26 protein-coding genes and 1 pseudogene are annotated in these 22,512 nt (G+C 66.9%); 6 read left to right on the plus strand and 21 right to left on the minus strand.

The window, feature by feature from the left end; all coding sequences use genetic code 11:
- Nucleotides 1–7: 7 nt before the first annotated feature.
- The 4 genes from cyoE to H0X91_RS20485 are packed head-to-tail and all read right to left on the minus strand — an operon-like array spanning nucleotide 8 to nucleotide 3,454.
- On the minus strand, nucleotides 8–910 hold the full coding sequence (gene cyoE, locus H0X91_RS20470) for a heme o synthase (RefSeq protein WP_006477738.1): 903 nt from the start codon (nucleotides 908–910) through the stop codon (nucleotides 8–10).
- A gap of 8 nt (nucleotides 911–918) precedes the next feature.
- On the minus strand, nucleotides 919–2,031 hold the full coding sequence (locus tag H0X91_RS20475; RefSeq protein WP_059723972.1) for a COX15/CtaA family protein: 1,113 nt from the start codon (nucleotides 2,029–2,031) through the stop codon (nucleotides 919–921).
- 25 nt (nucleotides 2,032–2,056) lie between these two features.
- Entirely contained in the window at nucleotides 2,057–2,683 is a 627-nt protein-coding gene (locus tag H0X91_RS20480; protein WP_012492387.1) for an SCO family protein, read from the minus strand.
- Between the two features lie 60 nt (nucleotides 2,684–2,743).
- Entirely contained in the window at nucleotides 2,744–3,454 is a 711-nt protein-coding gene (locus H0X91_RS20485) for an SURF1 family protein (RefSeq protein ID WP_062911475.1), read from the minus strand.
- 84 nt (nucleotides 3,455–3,538) lie between these two features.
- Between H0X91_RS20485 and H0X91_RS20490 the strand changes: the two genes are divergently transcribed.
- Nucleotides 3,539–3,748, plus strand: a complete 210-nt coding sequence (locus H0X91_RS20490; RefSeq protein ID WP_006477735.1) for a twin transmembrane helix small protein — start codon at nucleotides 3,539–3,541, stop codon at nucleotides 3,746–3,748.
- A gap of 174 nt (nucleotides 3,749–3,922) precedes the next feature.
- Here the strand turns inward: H0X91_RS20490 and H0X91_RS20495 are convergent, their stop codons facing one another.
- The 8 genes from H0X91_RS20495 to H0X91_RS20530 all read right to left on the minus strand — a co-directional run bounded on the left by H0X91_RS20495 (nucleotide 3,923) and on the right by H0X91_RS20530 (nucleotide 11,015).
- On the minus strand, nucleotides 3,923–4,780 hold the full coding sequence (locus H0X91_RS20495) for a cytochrome c oxidase subunit 3 (protein ID WP_006486364.1): 858 nt from the start codon (nucleotides 4,778–4,780) through the stop codon (nucleotides 3,923–3,925).
- A gap of 158 nt (nucleotides 4,781–4,938) precedes the next feature.
- Nucleotides 4,939–5,139, minus strand: a complete 201-nt coding sequence (locus tag H0X91_RS20500) for a DUF2970 domain-containing protein (RefSeq protein ID WP_006486367.1) — start codon at nucleotides 5,137–5,139, stop codon at nucleotides 4,939–4,941.
- A gap of 16 nt (nucleotides 5,140–5,155) precedes the next feature.
- Nucleotides 5,156–5,767, minus strand: coding sequence for a cytochrome c oxidase assembly protein (locus tag H0X91_RS20505; RefSeq protein WP_006486387.1), 612 nt, complete (start codon nucleotides 5,765–5,767; stop codon nucleotides 5,156–5,158).
- A 35-nt stretch (nucleotides 5,768–5,802) separates the two neighbouring features.
- On the minus strand, nucleotides 5,803–5,943 hold the full coding sequence (locus H0X91_RS20510) for a cytochrome oxidase small assembly protein (protein ID WP_006486385.1): 141 nt from the start codon (nucleotides 5,941–5,943) through the stop codon (nucleotides 5,803–5,805).
- Between the two features lie 80 nt (nucleotides 5,944–6,023).
- Nucleotides 6,024–7,631, minus strand: coding sequence for a cytochrome c oxidase subunit I (ctaD, locus tag H0X91_RS20515; RefSeq protein WP_006477731.1), 1,608 nt, complete (start codon nucleotides 7,629–7,631; stop codon nucleotides 6,024–6,026).
- A gap of 43 nt (nucleotides 7,632–7,674) precedes the next feature.
- Nucleotides 7,675–9,273 (minus strand): cytochrome c oxidase subunit II, encoded by a 1,599-nt coding sequence (gene coxB, locus H0X91_RS20520; RefSeq protein WP_060265647.1) that lies wholly within the window; start codon nucleotides 9,271–9,273, stop codon nucleotides 7,675–7,677.
- A 56-nt stretch (nucleotides 9,274–9,329) separates the two neighbouring features.
- Complete coding sequence (locus H0X91_RS20525) at nucleotides 9,330–9,854, minus strand: DUF2244 domain-containing protein (protein ID WP_006486400.1); 525 nt, start codon at nucleotides 9,852–9,854, stop codon at nucleotides 9,330–9,332.
- 195 nt (nucleotides 9,855–10,049) lie between these two features.
- Nucleotides 10,050–11,015, minus strand: a complete 966-nt coding sequence (locus H0X91_RS20530) for a methyltransferase domain-containing protein (protein WP_062911167.1) — start codon at nucleotides 11,013–11,015, stop codon at nucleotides 10,050–10,052.
- Between the two features lie 81 nt (nucleotides 11,016–11,096).
- On the opposite strand from H0X91_RS20530, the gene H0X91_RS20535 reads away from it, so the two are divergent.
- Both H0X91_RS20535 and trmL read left to right on the plus strand, forming a co-directional pair.
- The gene (locus tag H0X91_RS20535) at nucleotides 11,097–11,894 is read left to right on the plus strand and encodes a ComF family protein (protein ID WP_062911166.1); all 798 of its coding nucleotides are present in this window, start codon (nucleotides 11,097–11,099) and stop codon (nucleotides 11,892–11,894) included.
- A gap of 100 nt (nucleotides 11,895–11,994) precedes the next feature.
- Nucleotides 11,995–12,465, plus strand: coding sequence for a tRNA (uridine(34)/cytosine(34)/5-carboxymethylaminomethyluridine(34)-2'-O)-methyltransferase TrmL (gene trmL / locus H0X91_RS20540; protein WP_034201336.1), 471 nt, complete (start codon nucleotides 11,995–11,997; stop codon nucleotides 12,463–12,465).
- A gap of 27 nt (nucleotides 12,466–12,492) precedes the next feature.
- Here the strand turns inward: trmL and H0X91_RS20545 are convergent, their stop codons facing one another.
- The 5 genes from H0X91_RS20545 to H0X91_RS20565 all read right to left on the minus strand — a co-directional run bounded on the left by H0X91_RS20545 (nucleotide 12,493) and on the right by H0X91_RS20565 (nucleotide 15,412).
- Nucleotides 12,493–13,017: an O-acetyl-ADP-ribose deacetylase gene (locus H0X91_RS20545; protein WP_062911165.1), complete on the minus strand. Its 525-nt coding sequence runs from the start codon at nucleotides 13,015–13,017 to the stop codon at nucleotides 12,493–12,495.
- A gap of 92 nt (nucleotides 13,018–13,109) precedes the next feature.
- Nucleotides 13,110–14,108, minus strand: a complete 999-nt coding sequence (locus tag H0X91_RS20550) for an NAD(P)H-dependent glycerol-3-phosphate dehydrogenase (protein WP_006499050.1) — start codon at nucleotides 14,106–14,108, stop codon at nucleotides 13,110–13,112.
- A 25-nt stretch (nucleotides 14,109–14,133) separates the two neighbouring features.
- Nucleotides 14,134–14,625, minus strand: coding sequence for a protein-export chaperone SecB (secB, locus tag H0X91_RS20555; protein ID WP_006481561.1), 492 nt, complete (start codon nucleotides 14,623–14,625; stop codon nucleotides 14,134–14,136).
- A 107-nt stretch (nucleotides 14,626–14,732) separates the two neighbouring features.
- Complete coding sequence (gene grxC / locus H0X91_RS20560; protein WP_006477722.1) at nucleotides 14,733–14,993, minus strand: glutaredoxin 3; 261 nt, start codon at nucleotides 14,991–14,993, stop codon at nucleotides 14,733–14,735.
- The gene (locus tag H0X91_RS20565; protein WP_006481558.1) at nucleotides 14,990–15,412 is read right to left on the minus strand and encodes a rhodanese-like domain-containing protein; all 423 of its coding nucleotides are present in this window, start codon (nucleotides 15,410–15,412) and stop codon (nucleotides 14,990–14,992) included. Before H0X91_RS20565 ends, grxC begins: the two co-directional genes overlap by 4 nt.
- Nucleotides 15,413–15,548: 136 nt before the next feature.
- Between H0X91_RS20565 and gpmA the strand changes: the two genes are divergently transcribed.
- From gpmA to H0X91_RS20580, 3 genes are all read left to right on the plus strand, one after another.
- The gene (gpmA, locus tag H0X91_RS20570) at nucleotides 15,549–16,295 is read left to right on the plus strand and encodes a 2,3-diphosphoglycerate-dependent phosphoglycerate mutase (protein WP_006481562.1); all 747 of its coding nucleotides are present in this window, start codon (nucleotides 15,549–15,551) and stop codon (nucleotides 16,293–16,295) included.
- A 263-nt stretch (nucleotides 16,296–16,558) separates the two neighbouring features.
- On the plus strand, nucleotides 16,559–18,112 hold the full coding sequence (locus H0X91_RS20575; protein WP_006487071.1) for a S41 family peptidase: 1,554 nt from the start codon (nucleotides 16,559–16,561) through the stop codon (nucleotides 18,110–18,112).
- Nucleotides 18,113–18,215: 103 nt separating this feature from the next.
- Nucleotides 18,216–18,968 (plus strand): HesA/MoeB/ThiF family protein, encoded by a 753-nt coding sequence (locus tag H0X91_RS20580; RefSeq protein WP_006487067.1) that lies wholly within the window; start codon nucleotides 18,216–18,218, stop codon nucleotides 18,966–18,968.
- A gap of 67 nt (nucleotides 18,969–19,035) precedes the next feature.
- Here H0X91_RS20580 and ptsP read toward each other — a convergent pair whose 3' ends face one another.
- The 4 genes and pseudogenes from ptsP to H0X91_RS20600 form a co-directional block, all read right to left on the minus strand.
- Entirely contained in the window at nucleotides 19,036–20,808 is a 1,773-nt protein-coding gene (gene ptsP, locus H0X91_RS20585) for a phosphoenolpyruvate--protein phosphotransferase (protein WP_006487070.1), read from the minus strand.
- Between the two features lie 201 nt (nucleotides 20,809–21,009).
- A complete protein-coding gene (locus tag H0X91_RS20590) occupies nucleotides 21,010–21,279 on the minus strand; it encodes an HPr family phosphocarrier protein (protein ID WP_006477716.1) in 270 nt (89 codons plus the stop codon).
- A 73-nt stretch (nucleotides 21,280–21,352) separates the two neighbouring features.
- Entirely contained in the window at nucleotides 21,353–21,823 is a 471-nt protein-coding gene (locus H0X91_RS20595; protein ID WP_006487073.1) for a PTS sugar transporter subunit IIA, read from the minus strand.
- A gap of 237 nt (nucleotides 21,824–22,060) precedes the next feature.
- A pseudogene (locus H0X91_RS20600) lies at nucleotides 22,061–22,512 on the minus strand (glutathione synthase); the annotation flags it as partial.

A 22,512-nucleotide genomic window follows, 5' to 3' on the forward strand; every position in this document is an offset into this window, starting at 1 on the left:
CGTGCGGTTACACGCCGAGCAGCGGGCGTGCGTAGTGATCGACGAGCAGCGCGGCAAACAGCAGCGACAGATAGACGATCGAGTAGCGGAAGGCCTTGCGGGCGAGTTCGTCCGAATAGTCGCGATGGATCTTCCACGCATACGCGAGGAACACCGCGCCGAGCAGTACCGCGCTCGTCAGGTAGACGGCCCCGCTCATCCCGGAAATGAAGGGCATCAGCGTGACCGCGAACAGGATCACCGTGTACAGCAGGATGTGCAGCCGCGTGAACTTCTCGCCGTGCGTGACGGGCAGCATCGGCAGCCCCGCGTTCTCGTAATCCTTGCGGCGATAGAGCGCGAGCACCCAGAAATGCGGCGGCGTCCACACGAAGATGATCAGCACGAGGATCCACGCGTCGCCCGGCACCGCGCCGGTGACGGCGGCCCAGCCGAGCGCCGGCGGCATCGCGCCCGACGCGCCGCCGATCACGATGTTCTGCGGCGTCATCGGCTTGAGCAGCAGCGTGTAGATCACCGCGTAGCCGACGAACGTCGCGATCGTCAGCCACATCGTCAACGGATTCGTGAACGTATAGAGCGTCCATGCGCCGACGCTGCCGAGCACGGCCGAGAACAGCAGGATCTGCGGCGTCGTGATCTCGCCGCGCGCGGACGGGCGCCATGCGGTGCGGCGCATCATCGCGTCGATCTTCTGTTCGACGAGGCAGTTGATCGCGAACGCGGCGCCGGCCAGCAGCCAGATGCCGACGGTGCCGCCGATCAGCACATGCCACGGCACCATGCCCGGCGTCGCGAGGAACATGCCGATCACCGCGCAGAACACCGCGAGCTGCGTGACACGCGGCTTCGTCAGCGCCATGTACTGGGAAAAGCGGCTACCGGGCGATTGGGAGAGGGTGCTTTGCATGGGGGCGGTCACGCCGGGGCGGCGTCGCGCGCAGGCTGCGCGACACGGCCGGGGCGGCTTGAAAGGATGCGAAAGTTTAACATGACGACGAGCAGCAGCAGGATCGCGGCCCCGCCGTTGTGCGCGACGGCGACGGGCAGCGGCCACTGCAGCACGATGTTGGTCAGGCCCGTCACGAACTGCAGCAGGACGACCAGCAGCACGCCGTTCGCGGGCCGCCGCAGCGATTCGAAGCGGCGCATCTTCAGCGCGAACGCGACCAGGTACGCGACCACGACGAACGCGAACGTGCGGTGCGTCCAGTGGATCGCGACCAGCGCGTCCTGCGTGATCGCGTCGCCGTCCTTCGTCATCCCGAGCGCGCGCCACAGGTGGAAGCCATGCTGGAAGTCCATCGGCGGAATCCACTGGCCGTTGCAGGTCGGGAAGTCGGTGCACGCAAGTACCGCGTAGTTCGTGCTCACCCAGCCGCCGAGCGCGATCTGCACGACCAGCAGCACGAGCGCCGCGAGCGCGGCCGCACGGTAACGCCCGGCCTCGGGGTCATACGACGGCAGCGGCGTCTGGCGCGCCGCGAGCCAACCCAGCGTGCCGAGCAGCGTGAGGCCGAGCAGCAAGTGGATCGTGACGATCACCGGTTGCAGCTTCATCGTGACCGTCCATGCGCCGAACGCGCCCTGCACGAGAATCAGCAGCAGCAGGCTCGTCGGCCACCACGGCGACACGTGCAGCGGGCGGCGGCGCAGCCGCGCGGCCCATGCGATCGCGGTCTGCGCGATGATCAGCACGCCGATCGCCATCGCGAAATAGCGGTGGATCATCTCGATCCACGCCTTCGTCATGCTGACCGGCCCGGTCGGCATCGCCTGGTGCGCGGCCGTGATCGCCGCGTGCGCGATGAACGGCGACGACGTGCCGTAGCAGCCTGGCCAGTCGGGACAGCCGAGCCCCGAATCGGTCAGCCGCGTGAAGCCGCCGAACATCACGAGGTCGAGGGTCAGGAAGGTGGTGATCCACACGAGCTTGCGGAACTTGTCGTCGTCGGCCTTCACCCACACGTACGACAGCGGCAGCAGCGCGATGCACAAGCCGATCAGGCCGAGTTGCAGTAGATACGACATCGGAATGGTGCCTCGTTCTCTCGCCTTAACCGATGCTCGACCACTTCAGCAGCTTCGTCACGTCCGACTTGATCTTGCTGGGATTCGGGTCTTTCGGGAAACGCATCATCAGGTTGCCGTTCGGGTCGACCATGTAGATGTGGTCGCTGTCCTTCGTGCCGGCGTCGGCCGGCAGCCACGCGGCCACCGCGGCCGGATCGGCAACGAGCCGGCGCGTGTCCGGATACGCGTCCAGCACCTTCTGCGGCACCGCGCCCGCATCGCTGCGCAGCCACACCATCGTGATCCGGTGCCGTTCGCCCGCCTGCGTGACGCGGATCTGGCGCATGAAATAGAGCTTCTGCGCGCACGCGTCGTCGCACGCGCTGCGGTCGGTCATCACGAACAGCCAGACGCCGCGCAGCGACGACAGCGGCACCGTCTTGCCGGCTTCGTCGGTGACCTGCAGATCCGCCGGGATCGGGCGCTGCGGCTCGATCAGCGTGCCGTAGTTGGTCGACCCGCCCTTCGGCTTGATCACGTAATAGGTGAAGTACGACGCGATCATCGGCGCGGCGCACACGAGACCCAGCAGCACGAGCATCCAGCGGCCGCGCTTACGGGCCGCGGGCGACATCGGCGCAGCGGCCGGACCCTGACGGGGAGATTGCATGGACAAATCAGACCTCTCGAAACGAACCCGCGGCGCGCTCGCCGCGTCCTGGCATGACGCTCACGCGCCGGCCGACTTCTTCGCCGCACGCCGCGCGGCGTACAGCCCGAAGCCGAGCGCGGCCGCCGCCATCGCCCACCACTGAAACATGTAACCGTAATTGCGCTCGACGCCGGTCGTCGCCGCCGGCCAGTCGCGCACGAGCTTGTCGCCGTCGTCGCTCGTCTGCTGGATCACGAACGGCTGCAGCGGCAGCCCGGTTTCCTTCGCATACGCGGCGACGTCGAGGTTCTGCCGGATCTTCTGATGCGCGGCCGACCCGCCTTCGCCGAGCTCGAACGCGCGCGACGCATCGGCGCGCGCGATGCCGACGATCTCGACGTCGCCCGCCGGCGTCGCGAACGGCTCGATCGCCGTGCGATCGGCGATATTGCGCGGCAGCCACCCGCGGTTCACGAGCACGACGCCGCCGCCCGTGAGTTTAAACGGCATCACGACGTAAAAACCCGGCTGGTCGTTATACGGCCGATTGTCGAGGAACACCGCTTGCTCGGGCATGAAACGGCCCTTTGCCCGCACGCGATGAAACTCGATCGACGCGAGCGGAACCAGCTGCGCGCCGATGTCGACAGGGGCCGCCTGCTCGTAGCGCTCGATGCTCGCCTGCAGCGCTTCCTTCTGGTGCGCGCGGTCGCGCTGCCAGAAACCGAGACGGATCGTGACGGCGACGACGACGAGGATCAGCAACGCGGGCAGCCAGCGGATCTTCATCATGCGGCCCGCCCGGAACCTGCGCGAAAGCGAAGTGCGATAATTATCCTCTTCCTTTCGAATTGCCGTCGTCCGGTTCGTGTCATGCACATACTCGTTCCCATCGCCTTCGTCCTCATCATTGCCAGCATGGGCTCGGCGCTCTACTTCATGATGCACGACCGCGGCCATACGAAGCGCATGGTCTGGTCGCTCGCCACCCGCGTCGGGCTGTCGGTGTCGCTGTTCCTGCTCATCCTGTTCGCGAACTGGATGGGCTGGATCCATTCGACCGGCCTGCCGATCGGGCGTTGATGCCGTTGCCGCGCCGGCCGCTGTGACATTTCGCCGCACGGCCGCGCCACCAAGCAAAAGCGCCGCCTGACTGAGTCGCGGCGGCGCCAGGGTGGTGTCGCTCGCGGCTTCGCCGCCGCGCGCTCGACACCAATGAAAACGGCCCGCGCATTGCTGCGCGGGCCGTCGTTCCATTTACAGCCAGTAGACGACGACGTACAGGCCGAGCCAGACGACGTCGACGAAGTGCCAGTACCACGCGGCGCCTTCGAAGGCGAAGTGGTGATCGGGCTTGAAGTGGCCGCGGATCATGCGCACCAGCACCACCGCGAGCATCGTGCCGCCGAGGAACACGTGGAAGCCGTGGAAGCCCGTCAGCAGGAAGAACGTCGAACCGTACACGCCCGAGTTCAGCGTCAGGTTCAGTTCGTTGTACGCGTGGTAGTACTCGAAGCCCTGCAGGAACAGGAAGCAGATACCGAACACGAGCGTCGCGGCCAGCCACGCGATCGCCTTCTTGCGATGATCGTCACGCAGCGCGTGGTGCGAGATCGTCAGCGTCACGCCCGAAGACAGCAGGAACGCGGTGTTCAGCGTCGGGACCGGCCACGGGCCCATCGTCTTGAAGTGACCGGCGAGCGCGGCGGGGCCTTCGTTCGGCCACACGGCGGAGAAGTCCGGCCAGATCAGCTTGTAGTCGAGGCTGCCGAGCTGGTGCAGCGCGATTTCACGCGCATAGAACAGCGCGCCGAAGAACGCGCCGAAGAACATCACTTCCGAGAAGATGAACCAGCTCATGCTCCAGCGGTACGACTTGTCGACGTTCTTGCCGTAATGACCGCCTTCCGATTCGGCGATCGCGTCGCCGAACCAGTGATACAGCGTGAAGAGCAACCACAGCAGGCCGAGCAGCGCCGTAAACGGCGCCCAGTCGTGACCGTTGATCCACAGCGCTACCGAGCCGAGCATGACCAGCAGGCCGATGGCCGCGCTGATCGGATGCTGCGACGGATGCGGCACGAAATAGTACGGGGTCTGGTTTTGACCGCTCATGCTTGATTCTCCACTTCAGTCCAATTTGTGTACCGGAAACCGCTCCGGCTTTATTTCTTGCGCGGCGAGACCGCCACCGCTCTTTCCTGCACGCCGCGCCGTGGCGCCGCGCACTGCATTCTTTCGTCGCCGCGGGCCGCTAGCCGCTAACTGCGCCCTCAACCCACGACGGCACGCACGATCAGGATCAGCACGCCGATGAACACGCCGGCCGCGATCAACGCGACGATCAGCACGTGCAGCGGATTGAGCTGCGTCGCGTCGGCCTCCAGGTCGCGCCGCTTGCGCACCCCGAAGAACGACCACAGCACCGCTTTCAGCGCCTGACCGAACGTACCGCTCCGCTTGACCTCCGTCATCGCCCCGCCTCCGTCGTCATGCATCCGGCTTCGCCGCACCCTGCGCCGCCGCCGTACTGCGCTGCGCCGGGGCCGGCGTGGCCGGGGTATTCAGCTCGAAGAACGTGTACGACAGCGTGATCGTCTTCACGTCCTTCGGCAATTTCGGGTCGATCACGAACACCACCGGCATCTTGCGCGACTCGTTCGCGGTCAGCGTCTGCTGCGTGAAGCAAAAGCACTCGATCTTCTTGAAGAACTCCGTCGCCTGCTTCGGCGCGTAGCTCGGAATCGCCTGCGCGACGACCGGCCGGCCCTGCCCGTTCGTCACGTCGTACACGATCGTCGTCAGTTCGCCCGGATGCACGTCGAGACTGTTGTGCTCCGGCTTGAAGCCGAGCGGCCCGCGCGCGTTCGCATCGAACTCGACCGACACCGTGCGGCTGTAGTCGACCTGCGAGTTCTTCACCTCGCGCTCGCTGACATCGCGCTGCACCAGGTTGTTGATGCCGGTGATCTGGCAGATCGCCCGATACATCGGGATCAGCGCGAAGCCGAAACCGAACATCAGCCCGGCCACGACGAAGAGCTTCACCAGCATCGAACGATTGAACGCGCGATCCGCGGCGCCCTCTTCCGGCTTCGACATACGACGACTTCCTCGCTACTGCGTCAGTTACTGCATCAGTGGGTGGACAGCCACCACTGCTTGATCACGACACCCACAAAAAAAACGGCGGCGATGACGAGCAGGGTGAGGCCGAGCCGCTTGTTGCCCGCGCGGATCTGCTCGGGCGTTCGTCTTTCTTGTGGATTCCGGGTCATCTGAAACTTCGCTGAAACTTCCGTTTCGCGCCCGCCGCGCCTGCCTGCGCGGCAGGCAGCGGCGGAACGCTAGGTGAAACTTATTCGACGTGCGGCGGTTGCTCGAACGTGTGGAACGGAGCCGGGCTCGGTACCGTCCACTCGAGGCCCGTCGCGCCATCCCACGGCTTGTCCGACGCCTTTTCCAGCTCGCCGCCGCCACGGTAGGCCGGCAGCGCGACCGCGAACAGGAAGTACACCTGCGCGAGGCCGAAGCCGAATGCACCGATCGTCGCCACCTGGTTGAAGTCCGTGAACTGCGCCGGGTAGTCCGCATAGCGGCGCGGCATGCCCGCGAGACCGACGAAGTGCATCGGGAAGAACGTCAGGTTGAAGAAGATCATCGACGCCCAGAAGTGGATCTTGCCGCGCGTCTCGTTGTACATCCAGCCCGTCCACTTCGGCGCCCAGTAGTACCAGCCCGAGAACAGCGCGAACAGCGAGCCGGCCACCAGCACGTAGTGGAAGTGCGCGACCACGAAGTAGGTGCCGTGATACTGGATGTCGAGCGGCGCCATCGCGAGCATCAGGCCCGTCAGGCCGCCGAACGTGAACACGAACAGGAAGCCGATCGCGAACAGCATCGGGGTTTCGAACGTCATCGAGCCGCGCCACATCGTCGCGAGCCAGTTGAACACCTTCACGCCCGTCGGCACCGCGATCAGCATCGTCGCGTACATGAAGAACAGCTGGCCGGTGACCGGCATGCCCGTGGCGAACATGTGGTGCGCCCAGACCATGAACGACAGGATCGCGATCGACGCCGTCGCGTACACCATCGAGCTATAGCCGAACAGCGTCTTGCGTGCGAACGCCGGGATCACCTGCGACACGATCCCGAACGCCGGCAGAATCATGATGTACACCTCGGGGTGGCCGAAGAACCAGAAGATGTGCTGGTACATCACCGGGTCGCCGCCGCCTGCCGCGTTGAAGAACGACGTGCCGAAGTGGCGGTCGAACAGCACCATCGTGATCGCGCCTGCCAGAACCGGCATCACGGCGATCAGCAGGTACGCGGTGATCAGCCACGTCCACGCGAACATCGGCATCTTCATCAGCGTCATGCCCGGTGCGCGCATGTTCAGGATCGTCACGACGATGTTGATCCCGCCCATGATCGACGATGCGCCCATGATGTGGACCGCGAAGATCGCGAAGTCCATGCCCGGGCCCATCTGCGTCGACAGCGGTGCGTACAGCGTCCAGCCGGCCGCCGTCGCGCCGCCCGGCGCGAAGAACGAACCGACCAGCAGCACGGCCGCGACCGGCAGCAGCCAGAAGCTGAAGTTGTTCATCCGCGCGAACGCCATGTCGGATGCGCCGATCTGCAGCGGAATCATCCAGTTCGCGAAGCCGACGAACGCCGGCATGATCGCGCCGAACACCATGATCAGGCCGTGCATCGTCGTGAGTTCGTTGAAGAACTCCGGACGCATGATCTGCAGGCCCGGCTCGAACAGCTCGGCACGGATGCCGAGTGCCATCACGCCGCCCGACAGGAACATGATGAACGAGAACAGCAGGTACAGCGTACCGATGTCCTTGTGGTTGGTGGCGAACAGCCAGCGACGCCAGCCGTGCGGGGCTTCGTGCGCGTGGTCGTCGTGCGCGTGGTCCGCGGCTACGTCGTGCCCGATGCTAGACATGAGAATCTCCTAATGCGAATACGTCGACTAACTCAGCGACACGTCAAGCCGCCGGGCCGATCTCGACACGCCGGGCTTCCTTCGCGTCAGCCCCGCCCGTGATCGTTTCCGGCTTTTTGAGAATAATGTGGTCTTCCGCCACGCCTGCTGCCTTCAGCGCATCGCGCACGGCCTGCGCCCGATGCTTCGCCAGCTCGGCGTTCGCGTCGGCCGAGCCCGTCTTGTCGGTGAAGCCCGACAGCGCGAGCTTCGCGTCCGGATGCGCCTTCGCATAGTCGGCCGCGGCGGCGATCGCCGCTTTCGCGTCGGCCGGCAGCACGCTCTTGCCCGTCTCGAAGTAGATCGTCGACAGCGCGGCCGATGCCGCTGCCGCCGGCTGCTCGGCGCCCGACGCGGCTTGCGCCGGCGCCGAAGCCGCTTCCGCCGGGGCCGCTGCCGTTGCCGCGCCTGCCGTGTCTTCCGGCAGCTTGCCGTTGCGTGCGTCGGCCACTTGCTTCGGCTGCAGCAGGTCGTTCTTGTGGTTGCCCCACGAGTTGCGTTCGTACGTGACGACCGAAGCGATGTCGAGGTCCGACAGCGACGCCCACGACGGCATCGCGCCCTTGCCGTGCAGCACGCGCTCGACGTGCGCGGCGATCGGGCCGTTCACGATCGGGCTGCCGTCCATCGCCGGGAATGCGCCGAGGCCCTTGCCGTTCACCTGGTGGCAAGCCGCGCAGTTCGCCTTGTAGACTTCCTCGCCGTGCGCGACGAGTTCGGCCATCGTGTAGACCTTGTTCGGGTCGACCGCCGCGCTGGCCAGCTTGGCCTTCTGCGCCGCCACCCACTTCGCGTAGTCGTCGTCCGACAGGACTTCGACGACGACCGGCATGTACGCGTGCTCCTTGCCGCACAGCTCGGTACAGAAGCCGCGGAACGTGCCGACCTTGTCGGCCTTGAACCACGTGTCGCGCACGAAGCCGGGGATCGCATCCTGCTTCACGCCGAACGCGGGCACGTACCACGAGTGGACGACGTCGTTCGCGGTCGTGATGATGCGGATCTTCTTGTTGACCGGCACGACGAGCGGGTTGTCGACTTCCTGCAGATAGGTGTCGGTGATCGGCTTCTTGCCCATCACTTCGTCGCGCGGGGTGGTCAGCGTCGACAGGAAGCCGATGCCCTCGCCCGGGCCCTTCACGTAGTCGTAGCCCCACTTCCACTGGTAGCCGGTGACCTTGATCGTGAGATCGGCGTTCGTCGTGTCCTTCATCGCGACGACGGCCTTCGTCGCCGGCAGCGCCATCAGCACGACGATGACGAACGGCACGATCGTCCAGATGATCTCGACGGTCGTGCTTTCATGGAAATTGGCGGCCTTGTGGCCCTTGGATTTGCGGTGCGCGAAGATCGAATAGAACATCACGCCGAACACGCCGACGAAGATCACCGTACACAGGATCAGCATCATCGTGTGGAGATCGTAGAGCTCCTCGGCGATCTTCGTGACAGGCGGCTGAAAGTTGATCTCGTTGACACGGGGGCCGCCCGGGCTATCACCGACCGCCAGGGCCGCACCGGCAAAGAGCAATCCGCTGCATGCCAGCACGCCCGTGAGGGCTCGCTTGATTGTTTTCATAGCATCCTTACCCAAAATTTCCATTCAAACCCTCCCCCGTCGCAAGCCACCGGCCTCGTCCGGCCGATGACCGCGCCTCGTCAGCCGCAGCGCCTGAGCGACACGCGCAGTTCGTCGGCGAACTGCGCACGCTTGTACTGCGCGAGATGCTGCCCGATTACGACGGTCTGCCCGCGCGATACCAGCCGAATCGGATCGCGTGGCGTCGCACCCGGCTCGACCCGCACCCAGCGCGGGTTGAATTCGATCTGCGTGAGCCGCTCCGCATCCATCCGCTCGATCACGAGCCGGTGCGGAAACAGCCTGATGCGCTCGTAATCGACCGCATGGCGAGCATAGATCGCAAATGCGACACCCACCGCCAGCAACTCGATTCCGGTGAAGGGCATGACGAGCCAGACCCCTCTCCACATCAGCAACGCCGCGATCGCCAGCGAGAAGCCCGCGAGCGACGCGTAAAACAGCACGAACTGGCGTGGCGACACCGAACAGTTGCGTTTCATGAGCCAGTCTTCGAGGACCGGTTCGCTGTCCGCCGTCTCCGCCAAAACCCTCGCTGCTTCCATCGCCGCCTCACGCGAATGGCATGCGATGCATGCCTGCATCGGACTCGTCGCCCCGTATTGCGGGGACCCCGGGACGACAAGCTGACGCATTATAGGCGGGTTCAATGGCATCCACAAGCAAGCGCCTATCGCCCGCCAAGCCAAGTGCGACAAGCTTTCCGGCCGTTTTTGGCGCCAATTCGACCCCGCTTTGCGCCGCTAATTTCAGACATAACAAAACCCCTCTTTACCGCTTTACCGATTCTTCGGACGCCCCTTGCCGATGTCCTCGATGCGCACGATCCCGTGGCCTTCCGCGGTCGTGCGCGGCACGGCCTTCCACGCGTGGCCGTAGATCACCTCGAAGGTCAGCGGGATCGTGCCGTCCTCGCGCCGGCGCGCGTCCAGCGCGTCGCCGAGCGCCGCGCGAAAGCGTCGCGTCGCGTGCTGCGGCGCCGTGCGCTCGAACGGATAGGCGCCCCAGCGGCGCACGTCGGCCAGCAGGGAGTCGGGGGATTTGTAGGTGACGGTCAGCACTTCCTGGTCCATCACGGGAATCTCGAAGCCGCTCTCGACAAGCATGTCGCCGAGGTCGTGCATGTCGACGAAATCGATCACGCGCGCGGCGGGCGGCGCGATGCCGAGCGCCGCTTCGGCGTCCGCGCAGGCCGCGCGCAGCTCGCGCAGCGTGTCCGGGCCGAGCGTGCTGAACATCAGCAGGCCTTTCACGCGCAGCACGCGCTGCCATTCAGGAAACACCGTATCGGGACGCGAATGCCAGTGGAGCGCGAGATTCGACCAGATCAGGTCGAACGCGCCACCGGGAAACGGCAGCGCGGCGAAGTCGGCCTGCGCGACGCGCGGGCCGCGCTGGCCCAGCGCCCGGCCGAGCGACGCCGGCAGCCAGCGGCGCCAGTTGGTCTGCTCGACCTCGCGCTGGCCGGCCCGCGCGAGCATCGCGGCGGACAGGTCCACGCCGAACACCGGTGCCTCCGGAAAGCGCGCGCGCAGCGCCGGCAGGTCGTCGCCCGGGCCGCAGCCCGCGTCGAGTACGGCCGCGGGGCTCACCTTGATGTATTCGAGGCGCTCGTTCATCCGCTGCGCGATCTCGCGCGGCAGGAACGCGACCGCATCGAACGTGGCGGCACGGCGGTCGAAGATCCGCCGCAGGCGCCGGGTGTCATTGGCCGGACGGCCGGTTGAAGTCGAAGCTGGGGACATGTCGGGCACACTGGCGAAGAGCCCGAAGTATACTCGCTCGCCTCGCAAGCTTCATTGAGGCGGCGTGCCAGGAGTGTTGCGATGGTCCGCGGTTCCGCCGAGCGCACGATGCGCGTCGTTTTGTCGCAGGTTCGAACGCTGGTCGTGCGCGTTGCCGCGGTCGCATTGCCGAATCGCTGCGCGTTGTGCGGCAATTTGTCACACGGAGTGATTTGCGGCGCCTGCGATGCCGCGTACTGGAATGAAGCGAGGCTGCGCTGCGCGGTCTGCGCGCTGCCGCTCGGTGTCGGGCATGCGCGATCGCCTGGCGGCCGTCGTACCGGCGCCGGCCGCGCGACCGCGTACCGGTGCGACGCGTGCCGCACCGCGCCGCCGCCGTTCGATGCGACGCTCGCGCTTGCCGATTACCGAGCACCGCTCGACGGGCTCGCGCGCGGCCTGAAGTTTCACGCGCGACTCGCGCTCGGCGGCGAATTCGCGGCCCGGCTCGCCCGGCTGGTCGACGATACGCACGGCGCGAGCGGCTTCGACCTCGTCGCGCCGGTGCCGCTGTCGCACCGGCGGCTCGTCGCGCGCGGGTACAACCAGGCATGGGCGATCGCACGTCCGCTCGCGCGCCGGCTCCGCGTGCAAGCGGACGCAGCCTTGCTCACGCGCGTCGCCGACACCGCGCCGCAGTCGCGGCTCGACCGGCACGCACGGCGCGACAACGTGATGGCGGCTTTCGCGGTGGCCGGCGGCGTCGCCGGCCGCCACATCGCGCTCGTCGACGACGTGATGACGTCCGGCGCGACGCTCGCGGCGGCCGCGCAGGCGCTGAAGGCGGCGGGCGCCGCGCGCGTGACGAATCTGGTTGCGCTGCGCACCGCCAGGGATTAATTAGAGAGAGGCCGGCCGCCGCGAATGCGGCCGTCACGAACCGGTCGGCCGGGAGCCCGCGCGCGTTGCGCGGCTCCGGCCGGCCCAGCCAAACCGAAACATGTTCAACGTCGTCCTCGTCGCCCCCGAAATTCCGCCGAACACCGGCAATGTGATCCGCCTGTGCGCGAACACCGGCGCGCACCTGCACCTGATCGAGCCGCTCGGCTTTCCGCTCGACGACGCGCGCATGCGTCGCGCCGGCCTCGACTATCACGAGTATGCGCAAATGCGCGTGCACCGCGACTGGGACGCATTCGTCGCCTCCGAAGCGCCCGATCCCGCGCGGATGTTCGCGTTCACGACGCGCGGCTCGGGCCGCTTCCACGATCGTGCGTTCCTGCCCGGCGACTGGTTCGTGTTCGGCTCGGAAACGCGCGGCCTGCCGGCCGAGCTGCTCGAACGCTTCCCGAACGAACAGCGCGTGCGCCTGCCGATGCGACCCGACAACCGCAGCCTGAACCTGTCGAACACGGTCGCGGTGGTCGTGTTCGAGGCGTGGCGCCAGGCCGGCTTCGAAGGCGGCGCCTGACGCTCGTCGCGCGCGGCGTCGAACGCGTCAGGTTCGCGCGAGCCGTGCACGGTACAGGTCGTAGATATCGGGGGAAAAGCACGCGAACACCACGCGTGTGAGGTTCGGCGCCTGCGCGAGCATCTCGGCGACGGTGCCGACCGCGATATCGACGGCGGCTTCGGCCGGATAGCGGTAGACCCCGCAACTGATCGCCGGGAACGCGATCGACGTCGCGGCGACTTCCTCGGCCAGTTCGATCGCGCGCTGGTAGCACGACGCGAGCAACTCGGCCTCGCCACGCGCGCCGCCGTACCAGACCGGCCCGACCGCGTGGATCACATAGCGCGCCGGCAGCCCGTGGCCGCGCGTGAGCTTCGCGTCGCCGGTGTCGCAGCCGCCGAGCGTGCGGCACTCGGCGAGCAGGCCGGGGCCGGCCGCGCGGTGAATCGCGCCGTCGACACCGCCCCCGCCGAGCAGCGAGCCGTTCGCGGCGTTGACGATCGCGTCGACCTCGAGCGTCGTGATGTCGACGACTTGCGCATCGAGCGTGGTGGAATGGATCTGCAGCATGACGACCTCGCGGAACGCCGGAGATTGTTCAAGCGTAGTCCGCTTTGGCGCCGCGCGCCCGGCGCAACCGTGCCGGGCGAACCCGGCTCGCGCTACTCGGCGCGCGCGTCGCGGCGCAACAGGCCGCTGACGGCGTCGCGCGGCGCGATGCCGTCGAACAGCACCCCGCACACGGCTTCCGTGATCGGCATTTCGATCGATTGCGCGCGCGCGAGCGCCAGCACGGCCTGCGCGCAGCGCACGCCTTCGGCCACGTGGCCGAGCGCGCCGAGGATGTCGTTGAGCGTGCGGCCGGCCGCCAGTTGCAGGCCGACCGTGCGGTTGCGCGACAGGTCGCCCGTCGCGGTGAGGATCAGGTCGCCGAGGCCCGTGAGGCCCGTGAAGGTTTCCGCGCGGCCGCCGAGCGCCACGCCGAGCCGCGACATTTCGGCGAGGCCACGCGTGATCAGCGCGGCGCGTGCGTTCAGCCCGAGGCCGAGGCCGTCGGAAATGCCGGTCGCGATCGCCAGCACGTTCTTCACCGCGCCGCCGACCTCGACGCCGACCACGTCGTCGCCCGTATAGATCCGCATCGCGCCGTGATGGAACGCGGCGAGCGTGCGCTCGCGGCATCCGGCCGACGTGCTCGCCACCGTCAACGCGACGGGCAGCGACTGCCCGACCTCGCGCGCGAAACTCGGGCCCGACAGCACGCCGTTGCTCTGCTGTCCGGGCAGCTCGGCCGCGATCACCTGATGCGGCAGCAGGTGCGTGTCGGCCTCGAAGCCCTTGCAGACCCAGACGATATGCGCGGGCACGCAGCCGGCGTCGCGCATCGCGTGACACAGCGTGCGCAGCCCGGCCACCGGCGCGGCGATCACGCACAGCGCGTCGTCCGCGGCGCCATGCGCGAGCGCGACGCCGAGATCGGCGTCGTAGCGCAGCGCGTCAGGCAACGCGATGCCGTCCAGATAGCGGGAATTTTCGTGCCGGGCCTGCAGCCCGGCGATGAGCGCGGCGTCGCGCGCCCACAAAAGCGTATCGTGCCGCGCGGCCAGATGACCCGCGAGCGCGGTGCCCCAGGCACCGGCGCCGAGAACGGCTACTTTCATACCCAGCACCGGTCCGAGCGAAACGTCAGTTCAGCGTCGTGCCATTCGGCGCGCCGTTCGGTGCGCCTGCCGCACCAGCCTGCTGCTGGAGCTGCGCGAGACGCTGCTCGTACAGCGCCTGGAAGTTGATTTCCGCGAGGTGGATCGGCGGGAAGCCGGCGCGCGTGATCGCGTCCGCGATGTTCGAGCGCAGGTACGGGAACAGGATCGTCGGGCATGCGATGCCGACGAGCGGGTCGAGCTGTTCGTCCGGAATGTTGCGAATGTCGAAAATGCCGGCCTGCTTCGCTTCGATCAGGAACGCGACCTTGTCCTTCACCTTCGCGGTGACGGTACCCGACACGACGACTTCGAACACGCTTTCCGCGAGGCGGTCGGCCTTGACGTCGACTTCGACTTCAACCGACGGCATGTCCTGCTCGAGGAAGATCGCCGGCGAATTCGGCTGCTCGAGCGACATATCCTTCAGGTAGACGCGCTGGATGTTGAAGAACGGTTGGTTTTCGACGTCGGACATGGTGTTTCCCTAAAAGTGGTGACGGGGCGGCCCGGCTGCTCGCCGGCCGCCACGGATGAATCCTGCGCGCCCAAGCCGCGGCGCGGCCGGCGGCCATTCTGCCCTAATCAGGCCGCTTGCAGAAGCGGCACGAGGCCGCCTTCGCGGTCGAGTTTCGACAGATCGTCGTAGCCGCCGACGTGCGTGTCGCCGATATAGATCTGCGGCACCGTGCGGCGCCCCGTGCGCGTCATCATTTCCTCGCGGCGGGCCGGATCGCGATCGATCAACACCTTTTCGATCTGCTCGACGCCGCGCAGCTTCAGCAGGCGCTCGGCCTGCATGCAATACGGACACACCTGCGTGCTGTACATCAAAACCTTGTTCACTTCGCCACTCCTTGTTTGACGACCGGCATCCCGGCCTGCTGCCAGGCGGCCACGCCGCCTTCGAGCACGTGCACCTCGGCGTAACCCGCCGCCTCGACCTCGCGCGCCGCCTTCTGCGACTGCTGGCCGTTCTGGCAGACGAGCAGCACCGGGGTGCTCTTGTTCTTCGCGACCTGCGCAATTTTCGCGCCGATCTCGCCCGCCGCGACCTGACGCGCCGACGGCAGGTGGCCGGCGGCGAAGTCGGACGCGGCGCGCAGGTCGATCACGACCGCGTTGCGGCGATTGATGAGCTGCGTCGCCTCGGCGGCCGACAGGCCGCCGCGGCCGCGGCGCAGGGCCGGCCATGCGAGCAGGCCGCCGGAAACCAGCAGGATCGCGATAAGGGCCAGGTTCGTGTAATTGGTAAAGAACGTCACGGAATGCCGCCGGAAAAAGAGAAATCGGATGAGGACAATCCCGCCATTATAAAATAACCGTCTTGCGCGATGTCGGGCCCCGGTTCGGTCCCGTGCGACGCGCCCCGCTTCCCTATCACTACCGACCGCAAGATCCATGTACAAACTCGTTCTCATCCGCCACGGCGAATCGACGTGGAACAAGGAAAACCGCTTCACCGGCTGGGTCGACGTCGACCTGACCGAACAGGGTCGCAACGAGGCCTACCAGGCCGGCGAACTGCTCAAGGAGGCCGGCTACACGTTCGACATCGCGTACACGTCGGTGCTCAAGCGCGCGATCCGCACGCTGTGGCACGTGCAGGACAAGATGGACCTGATGTACCTGCCGGTCGTCCATTCGTGGCGCCTGAACGAGCGCCACTACGGTGCGCTGTCGGGCCTGAACAAGGCGGAAACGGCCGCCAAGTTCGGCGACGAGCAGGTGCTCGTGTGGCGCCGCAGCTACGACACGCCGCCGCCCGCGCTCGAGCCGACCGACGAACGCGCGCCGTTCAACGACCCGCGCTACGCGAAGGTGCCGCGCGAGCAGCTGCCGCTCACCGAGTGCCTGAAGGACACAGTCGCGCGCGTGCTGCCGCTGTGGAACGAGTCGATCGCGCCGGCGGTGCGCGCCGGCAAGCAGGTGCTGATCGCTGCGCACGGCAACTCGCTGCGCGCGCTGATCAAGTACCTCGACGGCATCTCGGACAGCGACATCGTCGGCCTGAACATCCCGAACGGCGTGCCGCTCGTCTATGAGCTCGACGAAAACCTGAAGCCGATCAAGCACTATTACCTCGGCGACCAGGAAGCGATCGCGCAGGCGCAGGCCGCCGTCGCGAAGCAAGGCAAGGCGGGCTGACGCCCGACGCGGCGGGCAGGCCCGGTTCCGGCGCGGCGCGCCCGGCCCCGGTCGCCCGCTGCACGCTGCACGCTGCACGCCGCGCGAACCTTCGCGGCCCCGCTGCGGTCGAACCCGCTTTCGAACCGCAGCGCCCCCGCCGGGGCCTCTGCGGCCTTTTCGACGCTTTTCGCGCCGTTCCACTGAGTTATCGGACGAACAGTTATACTTGTCCGCTACATCCCCGCTACCGCCACGCGCTTCCCGACCGCACCAGACTCTCTATGCGAATGAATTTGAAGAACATCGGCCTGATTGCCGCGGGCCTCGCCACGGGCGTGTTCGCCACGCTGCAGGTTTCCGCATCGGCCGAGCAGACCGCCACGGCGCCGCTTCCCCTCGACCAGCTCCGCCTGTTCGCGGAGGTATTCGGGCAGATCAAGCGCGAGTACGTCGAACCGGTCGACGACAAGAAGCTGCTGACGGCGGCGATCAAGGGCATGGTGTCGAGCCTCGATCCGCACTCGTCGTTCCTCGACAAGACCGACTATGACGAGCTGCAGGAGCAGACGAAGGGCCGCTTCGCGGGTCTCGGCATCGAGATCTCGCAGGAAGACGGCCTCGTCAAGGTGATCTCGCCGATCGAGGACACCCCCGCGTTCCGCGCCGGCATCCGTCCGGGCGACCTGATCACGCGCATCAACGACAAGCCGGTGCGCGGCATGACGCTCGACAAGGCCGTCAAGCAGATGCGCGGCGAGCCGGGCACCAAGGTCACGCTGACGATCTTCCGCAAGAGCGACGACCGCACGTTCCCGGTCACGGTCACGCGCGCGATCATCAAGGTCCAGAGCGTGAAGATGAAGATGCTCGATCCAGGCTACGCGTATGTCCGCATCACGAGCTTCCAGGAGCGCACGACGCCCGATCTCGCGCAGAAGCTGCAGGACATCGCGCGCCAGCAGCCGAACCTGAAGGGCCTCATCCTCGACCTGCGCAACAACGGCGGCGGCCTGCTGCAGAGCGCGGTCGGCGTGGCCGGCGCGTTCCTGCCGCCCGACTCGGTCGTCGTGTCGACCAACGGCCAGATCCCCGATTCGAAGCAGGTCTACCGCGATACGTACGACAACTATCGCCTGCCGTCCTTCGACGGCGATCCGCTGAAGAACCTGCCGCCGATCTTCAAGACTGTGCCGATGATCGTGCTGACGAACGCGTATTCGGCTTCCGCGTCGGAAATCGTCGCCGGTGCGCTGCAGGATTCGAAGCGCGCGCAGATCATGGGCAAGACGACGTTCGGCAAGGGTTCGGTGCAGACGGTGCGCCCGATGACGGCCGACACCGCGCTGCGTCTGACCACCGCGTACTACTACACGCCGAGCGGCCGCTCGATCCAGAACAAGGGCATCACGCCGGACGTGCCGGTCGATCAGTACGCGGACGGCGATCCGGACGACGTGCTCGTGACGCGCGAGGTCGACTACACGAACCACCTCGCGAACACGCAGGATCCGAACGAGAAGAAGGAGCAGGAAGAACGCGAACAGCGCCGGATGGATCAGCTGCGCATTCTCGAAGAGCAGAACGACAAGAAGACGCCGGAGCAACGCCAGAAGGATCGCGATCGCAAGCCGATCGAGTTCGGCAGCGCCGACGACTTCATGATGCAGCAGGCGCTCAACAAGCTCGAAGGCAAGCCGGTCCAGGAATCGAAGTCGCTGCTCGCCGAGAGCACGACCAAGAGCCCGGCCGCGAAGGCGGCGACGGCGTCGAAGGCATCGGGCGCAAGCGCCGCGAAGCCGGCTTCCGCACCGAAGCCCGCATCCGCGCCGAAGTAAGCGCCGGCCGCATCGAACGGGCCATCGCGGGAAGACCGCGATGGCCCGTTTTTCATGCGCGCCTAAAATAACGAACGTCCGCCCGCCTCGCTCACGACTCCCCATGAACGACGATCAACTCCTTCGCTACTCCCGCCACATCCTCGTCGACGAGATCGGCATCGAGGCGCAGCAGCGCTTTCTCGATGCGCATGCGATCGTCGTCGGCGCGGGCGGCCTCGGCTCGCCGGCCGCGATGTATCTCGCGGCATCCGGAGTCGGCACGCTCACGCTCGTCGACGCCGACACGGTCGACCTCACGAACCTGCAGAGGCAGATCCTGCACGTGACGGCCTCGGTCGGCCGCAGCAAGGTCGAGTCGGGGCGCGACGCGCTCGCGCAACTGAACCCCGAGGTGACGGTGAACGCGGTCGCGGAGCGCGTCGACGATGCGTGGCTGGACGCGCACGTGCCGCATGCGAGCGTCGTGCTCGACTGCACCGACAACTTCGCGACGCGGCACGCGATCAATCGCGCGTGCGTCGCGCACGGCGTGCCGCTCGTGTCGGGCGCCGCGCTGCGCTTCGACGGCCAGATCAGCACGTTCGACTTCCGCGACGCGGCCGCGCCCTGCTATGCGTGCGTGTTCCCGGAAGACCAGCCGTTCGAGGAAGTCGCGTGTTCGACGATGGGCGTGTTCGCGCCGACCGTCGGGATCATCGGCGCGATGCAGGCGGCCGAGGCGCTGCGCGTGATCGGCGGCATCGGCAAGACGCTCAACGGCCGGCTGATGATGCTCGATTCGCTGCGGATGGAATGGACGACGATGAAAATCGCGCGCCAGGCCGACTGCCCCGTGTGCGGGGGTCGGCACTGACGCGCGACGGGCATGCGCTGGACGCGCATGCGTGACACTTCGCTACAGTTGGCGGCGACGAAAACGCCTACGCGGCCGCGTCCGCCCGCGGCTCGGCGACCGACAGCCGCTGTAGCGCCGCCTGCACTTCCTCCGGCTCGAACGCGGCCAGCACGTCGGCCGTCGGCTTTTCGAGCGCCTTCAGGTGCGCGCGCAGGATCTCCTGCTTCACGACGAGCAACTGGCTCGGGTGCATCGAGAACTCGGTGAGCCCCATCCCGAGCAACAGGCGCGTGAGCGCCGGGTCGCCCGCCATCTCCCCGCACACCGACACCGACACGCCCGCGCGCTTCGCTTCGCGCAGCGTGTACGCGATCAGATGCAGCACGGCCGGATGCAGCGGGTCGTACAAGTGCGCGACCGCGTTGTCCGCGCGATCGATCGCGAGCGTGTACTGAATCAGGTCGTTCGTGCCGATCGACAGGAAGTCGAAGCGCTTCAGGAACAGCGGCAGCGCGATCGCCGCGGCCGGGATCTCGATCATCGCGCCGAGGCGCACGTTCGGATCGTATGCGAGCCCCGCGTCGTCAAGCTGGCGCTTCGCCTCGCGGATCAGGTCGAGCGTCTGGTCGATCTCCTGCGCATGCGCGAGCATCGGGATCAGGATCTTCACCTGGCCGAACGCGGACGCGCGCAGGATCGCACGCAACTGCGTGAGGAACATCTGCGGCTCGGACAGGCTCCAGCGGATCGCGCGCAGCCCGAGCGCCGGGTTCGGCGCCGTTTCGTAGCCTTCGTCGAGCGCCTCGAGCGGTTTATCGGCGCCGACGTCGATCGTGCGGATCGTCACCGGCATGCCCTTCATCCACTCGACGGCCCGCTTGTACGCGGCGAACTGCTCCTCCTCTTCCGGCATCTCCTTCTGATGCATGAACAGGAACTCGGAGCGGAACAGGCCGACGCCGACCGCGCCGGCCTCGACGGCCGCCTTCGCGTCGTCGGGCAGCTCGATGTTCGCGTACAGCTCGATCTTCGTGCCGCACAACGTTTGCGTCGGCGAGAACTTCAGGCGCTGCAGCTTGCGTTGCTCCAGCAGCTTCTCGGACTGGCGGTACGAATATTCCTCGAGGACGATCGGCGCCGGATCGACGATCACGATGCCCTGGTCGCCGTCGACGATGATCAGGTCGTCCTGGCGGATCAGCGAGCTCGCATGCTGGACGCCGACCGCGGCCGGAATGCCGAGGCTGCGCGCGACGATCGCCGTGTGCGACGTGCGCCCGCCGAGATCGGTGACGAACGCCTGGAACGACTGCGTCTTGAACTGCATCATGTCGGCTGGCGCGATGTCGTGCGCGACGACGATCATGTCGTTCGTGCCGTTCCTGGCCGCGCCGTCGAGCGCCTGCGACGCGGACGGCGCACCGGCGAGCGCCTTCAGCACACGCTCGACCACTTGCTCGATGTCGGCCTTGCGCTCGCGCAGGTACTCGTCCTCGATGTCGTCGAAATGGCGCGTCAGCAGTTCGAGTTGCTCGGTCAGCGCCCATTCGACGTTGTAGCGGCGCGTGCGGATCAGGTCGATGGTTTCCTGCACGAGCATCTCGTCGCTCAGGATCATCGTGTGGACGTCGATGAATGCGCCGACTTCGCTCGGGGTGTCGTCGGTCAGGTCGGCGCGCAGCGCTTCGAGCTCGCGACGCACGACGTCGAGCGCCGTGCGGAATCGCTCCACTTCGGCGTCGATCTGGTTGGCCTCGATCAGGTAATGGGCGACGTCGAGCGCCGCCGGCGCGATCAGATACGCTCGCCCGATCGCGATACCTCGTGAGACGGGAATGCCATGCAGCGTGAAGGACACGCGCACCTCCTCTGTACAAGTAAAGCCGCGGCACACTGCTGCGATGCGCTTATGACCCCGGTTAGCGATTATAAATTCCGCGACTCCCTGCTGACTGCATGCAGCGCAGCATTGCGCATTCCGCATCAATGCTTCCGACGAAAAAAATGCCGCGAGATCCGCGGCATTCTGACTGGAAACGGCAATGATTCCGCGTCGCGATCACTGGCCTTCGCCGAACTTGTCGGCGATCAGTTTCAGCAGCGCGTCCATCGCTTCCCGCTCGTCGGGCCCTTCGGTTTCGATCGTCACGGTGCTGCCGATGCCGGCCGCCAGCATCATCACGCCCATGATGCTCTTCGCATTGATCTTGCGCCCGTTGCGTGTCATCCAGACTTCGGACTGGAAGTTGCCGGCCAGTTGCGTAAGCTTGGCCGATGCGCGTGCATGGAGCCCCAATTTATTGACGATGGTGGTTTCTTGTTGAAGCATGATTCTCGGTCGGGTCGGTCTGGACCGCCGGCGGCACGCGTCGGCGGGTCGGTCTAAAACGGAAAACGGCGGCTCAGTGCGATTCGGTGCGCGGTTGCGGCTCCGGCGGAATCGGCGCGCACTGGCCGCAGCCGGTTTCCGTCGGCGGCGGCGGCGTGCCGGACGACACCTCGTGGACGCCCTTCGCGCCGCCGGACAGCGCCTTGTCGACCAGCTTGTCGAGCGGCACGGTGCGGTAGCAGACGGCTCGCACGAGCATCGGCAGGTTCACGCCGGCCAGCACGCGCACGTTGTCGAGCTTCGCGAGCTGGCCCGCGATGTTCGCGGGCGTCGCGCCGTACATGTCGGTCAGTACGACCACGCCGTTTTCTTCCCGCAGCCGCGCGAGTTCCGCGTGCGCAAACGCCATCACCTGGGTCGGATCGCTGTCCGCCATCACGTCGATACAGCCGATGCGGGCAGGTACGCCGCCGTAGATGTGCGCGATACAGTCCCGCAGCGCGGTGGCGAGCGGGGCGTGCGCGATGATCAGGATCCCGGCCATGTCAGATCGCTCCCGGCCGCCCCTGGCGGGCCGATACCCCGCGGCGGGGCAATGAGCGTAGCGAGTGTGGGGAACGTTTCATGTTCAGCCTTGCAACAGTGTCGGCCCGACCGCCGGGCCTTCGGTGCGCCGATCACGGCACCGGGCGAGCGGGCATTGTAGCAGGCCGGTCAAGCTGCTCCGGCGACGGGGGACCTGCGCGGCCGCCGCCGGGGTTGCGCGGGAAACGGGTCGGGCCTACGCGGCCGCACGCTCCAGCGCGTCGATGAACATCGCGGCGACGTCGAAACCCGTCTGCTCCATGATCTCGCGGAAGCACGTCGGGCTCGTGACGTTCACCTCGGTCAGCCAGTCGCCGATCGCGTCGAGCCCGACCAGCAGCAGCCCGCGCGATGCGAGCACGGGCCCGAGCGTGTCGGCGATCTCGCGGTCGCGGGCCGTCAGCGGCTGCGCGACGCCGAGCCCGCCCGCGGCGAGATTGCCGCGCACCTCGCTGCCCTGCGGAATCCGCGCGAGCGAATACGGCACCGGCTCGCCGCCGATCAGCAGGATGCGCTTGTCGCCGGCCTTGATCTCGGGAATGAACTTCTGCGCCATCACCGAGCGCGTGCCGTCGTGGCTCAGCATCTCGACGATCGAACCGAGGTTCATGCCGTCCGGCTTCACGCGGAACACGCCCATCCCGCCCA

Origin of the sequence: Burkholderia sp. 9777_1386 (assembly GCF_015712265.1) — a bacterium.
GTDB classification, from domain to species: Bacteria; Pseudomonadota; Gammaproteobacteria; order Burkholderiales; family Burkholderiaceae; genus Burkholderia; species Burkholderia cenocepacia.

What these genes read in the sequence shown, in the direction of transcription:
- H0X91_RS20575 (WP_006487071.1), top strand. Translation starts at nt 16,559, where the DNA reads ATGCGAATGAATTTGAAGAACATCGGCCTGATTGCCGCGGGCCTCGCC.
- H0X91_RS20510 (WP_006486385.1), bottom strand. Translation starts at nt 5,943, where the DNA reads ATGACCCGGAATCCACAAGAAAGACGAACGCCCGAGCAGATCCGCGCG.
- H0X91_RS20475 (WP_059723972.1), bottom strand. Translation starts at nt 2,031, where the DNA reads ATGTCGTATCTACTGCAACTCGGCCTGATCGGCTTGTGCATCGCGCTG.
- H0X91_RS20490 (WP_006477735.1), top strand. Translation starts at nt 3,539, where the DNA reads ATGCACATACTCGTTCCCATCGCCTTCGTCCTCATCATTGCCAGCATG.
- H0X91_RS20535 (WP_062911166.1), top strand. Translation starts at nt 11,097, where the DNA reads ATGGTCCGCGGTTCCGCCGAGCGCACGATGCGCGTCGTTTTGTCGCAG.
- H0X91_RS20580 (WP_006487067.1), top strand. Translation starts at nt 18,216, where the DNA reads ATGAACGACGATCAACTCCTTCGCTACTCCCGCCACATCCTCGTCGAC.
- H0X91_RS20545 (WP_062911165.1), bottom strand. Translation starts at nt 13,017, where the DNA reads ATGCTGCAGATCCATTCCACCACGCTCGATGCGCAAGTCGTCGACATC.
- secB (WP_006481561.1), bottom strand. Translation starts at nt 14,625, where the DNA reads ATGTCCGACGTCGAAAACCAACCGTTCTTCAACATCCAGCGCGTCTAC.
- H0X91_RS20550 (WP_006499050.1), bottom strand. Translation starts at nt 14,108, where the DNA reads ATGAAAGTAGCCGTTCTCGGCGCCGGTGCCTGGGGCACCGCGCTCGCG.
- H0X91_RS20525 (WP_006486400.1), bottom strand. Translation starts at nt 9,854, where the DNA reads ATGCAGGCATGCATCGCATGCCATTCGCGTGAGGCGGCGATGGAAGCA.
- cyoE (WP_006477738.1), bottom strand. Translation starts at nt 910, where the DNA reads ATGCAAAGCACCCTCTCCCAATCGCCCGGTAGCCGCTTTTCCCAGTAC.
- H0X91_RS20480 (WP_012492387.1), bottom strand. Translation starts at nt 2,683, where the DNA reads ATGCAATCTCCCCGTCAGGGTCCGGCCGCTGCGCCGATGTCGCCCGCG.
- gpmA (WP_006481562.1), top strand. Translation starts at nt 15,549, where the DNA reads ATGTACAAACTCGTTCTCATCCGCCACGGCGAATCGACGTGGAACAAG.
- ctaD (WP_006477731.1), bottom strand. Translation starts at nt 7,631, where the DNA reads ATGTCTAGCATCGGGCACGACGTAGCCGCGGACCACGCGCACGACGAC.
- H0X91_RS20595 (WP_006487073.1), bottom strand. Translation starts at nt 21,823, where the DNA reads ATGGCCGGGATCCTGATCATCGCGCACGCCCCGCTCGCCACCGCGCTG.
- H0X91_RS20590 (WP_006477716.1), bottom strand. Translation starts at nt 21,279, where the DNA reads ATGCTTCAACAAGAAACCACCATCGTCAATAAATTGGGGCTCCATGCA.
- H0X91_RS20530 (WP_062911167.1), bottom strand. Translation starts at nt 11,015, where the DNA reads ATGTCCCCAGCTTCGACTTCAACCGGCCGTCCGGCCAATGACACCCGG.
- H0X91_RS20485 (WP_062911475.1), bottom strand. Translation starts at nt 3,454, where the DNA reads ATGAAGATCCGCTGGCTGCCCGCGTTGCTGATCCTCGTCGTCGTCGCC.
- H0X91_RS20505 (WP_006486387.1), bottom strand. Translation starts at nt 5,767, where the DNA reads ATGTCGAAGCCGGAAGAGGGCGCCGCGGATCGCGCGTTCAATCGTTCG.
- coxB (WP_060265647.1), bottom strand. Translation starts at nt 9,273, where the DNA reads ATGGAAATTTTGGGTAAGGATGCTATGAAAACAATCAAGCGAGCCCTC.
- H0X91_RS20500 (WP_006486367.1), bottom strand. Translation starts at nt 5,139, where the DNA reads ATGACGGAGGTCAAGCGGAGCGGTACGTTCGGTCAGGCGCTGAAAGCG.
- H0X91_RS20495 (WP_006486364.1), bottom strand. Translation starts at nt 4,780, where the DNA reads ATGAGCGGTCAAAACCAGACCCCGTACTATTTCGTGCCGCATCCGTCG.
- trmL (WP_034201336.1), top strand. Translation starts at nt 11,995, where the DNA reads ATGTTCAACGTCGTCCTCGTCGCCCCCGAAATTCCGCCGAACACCGGC.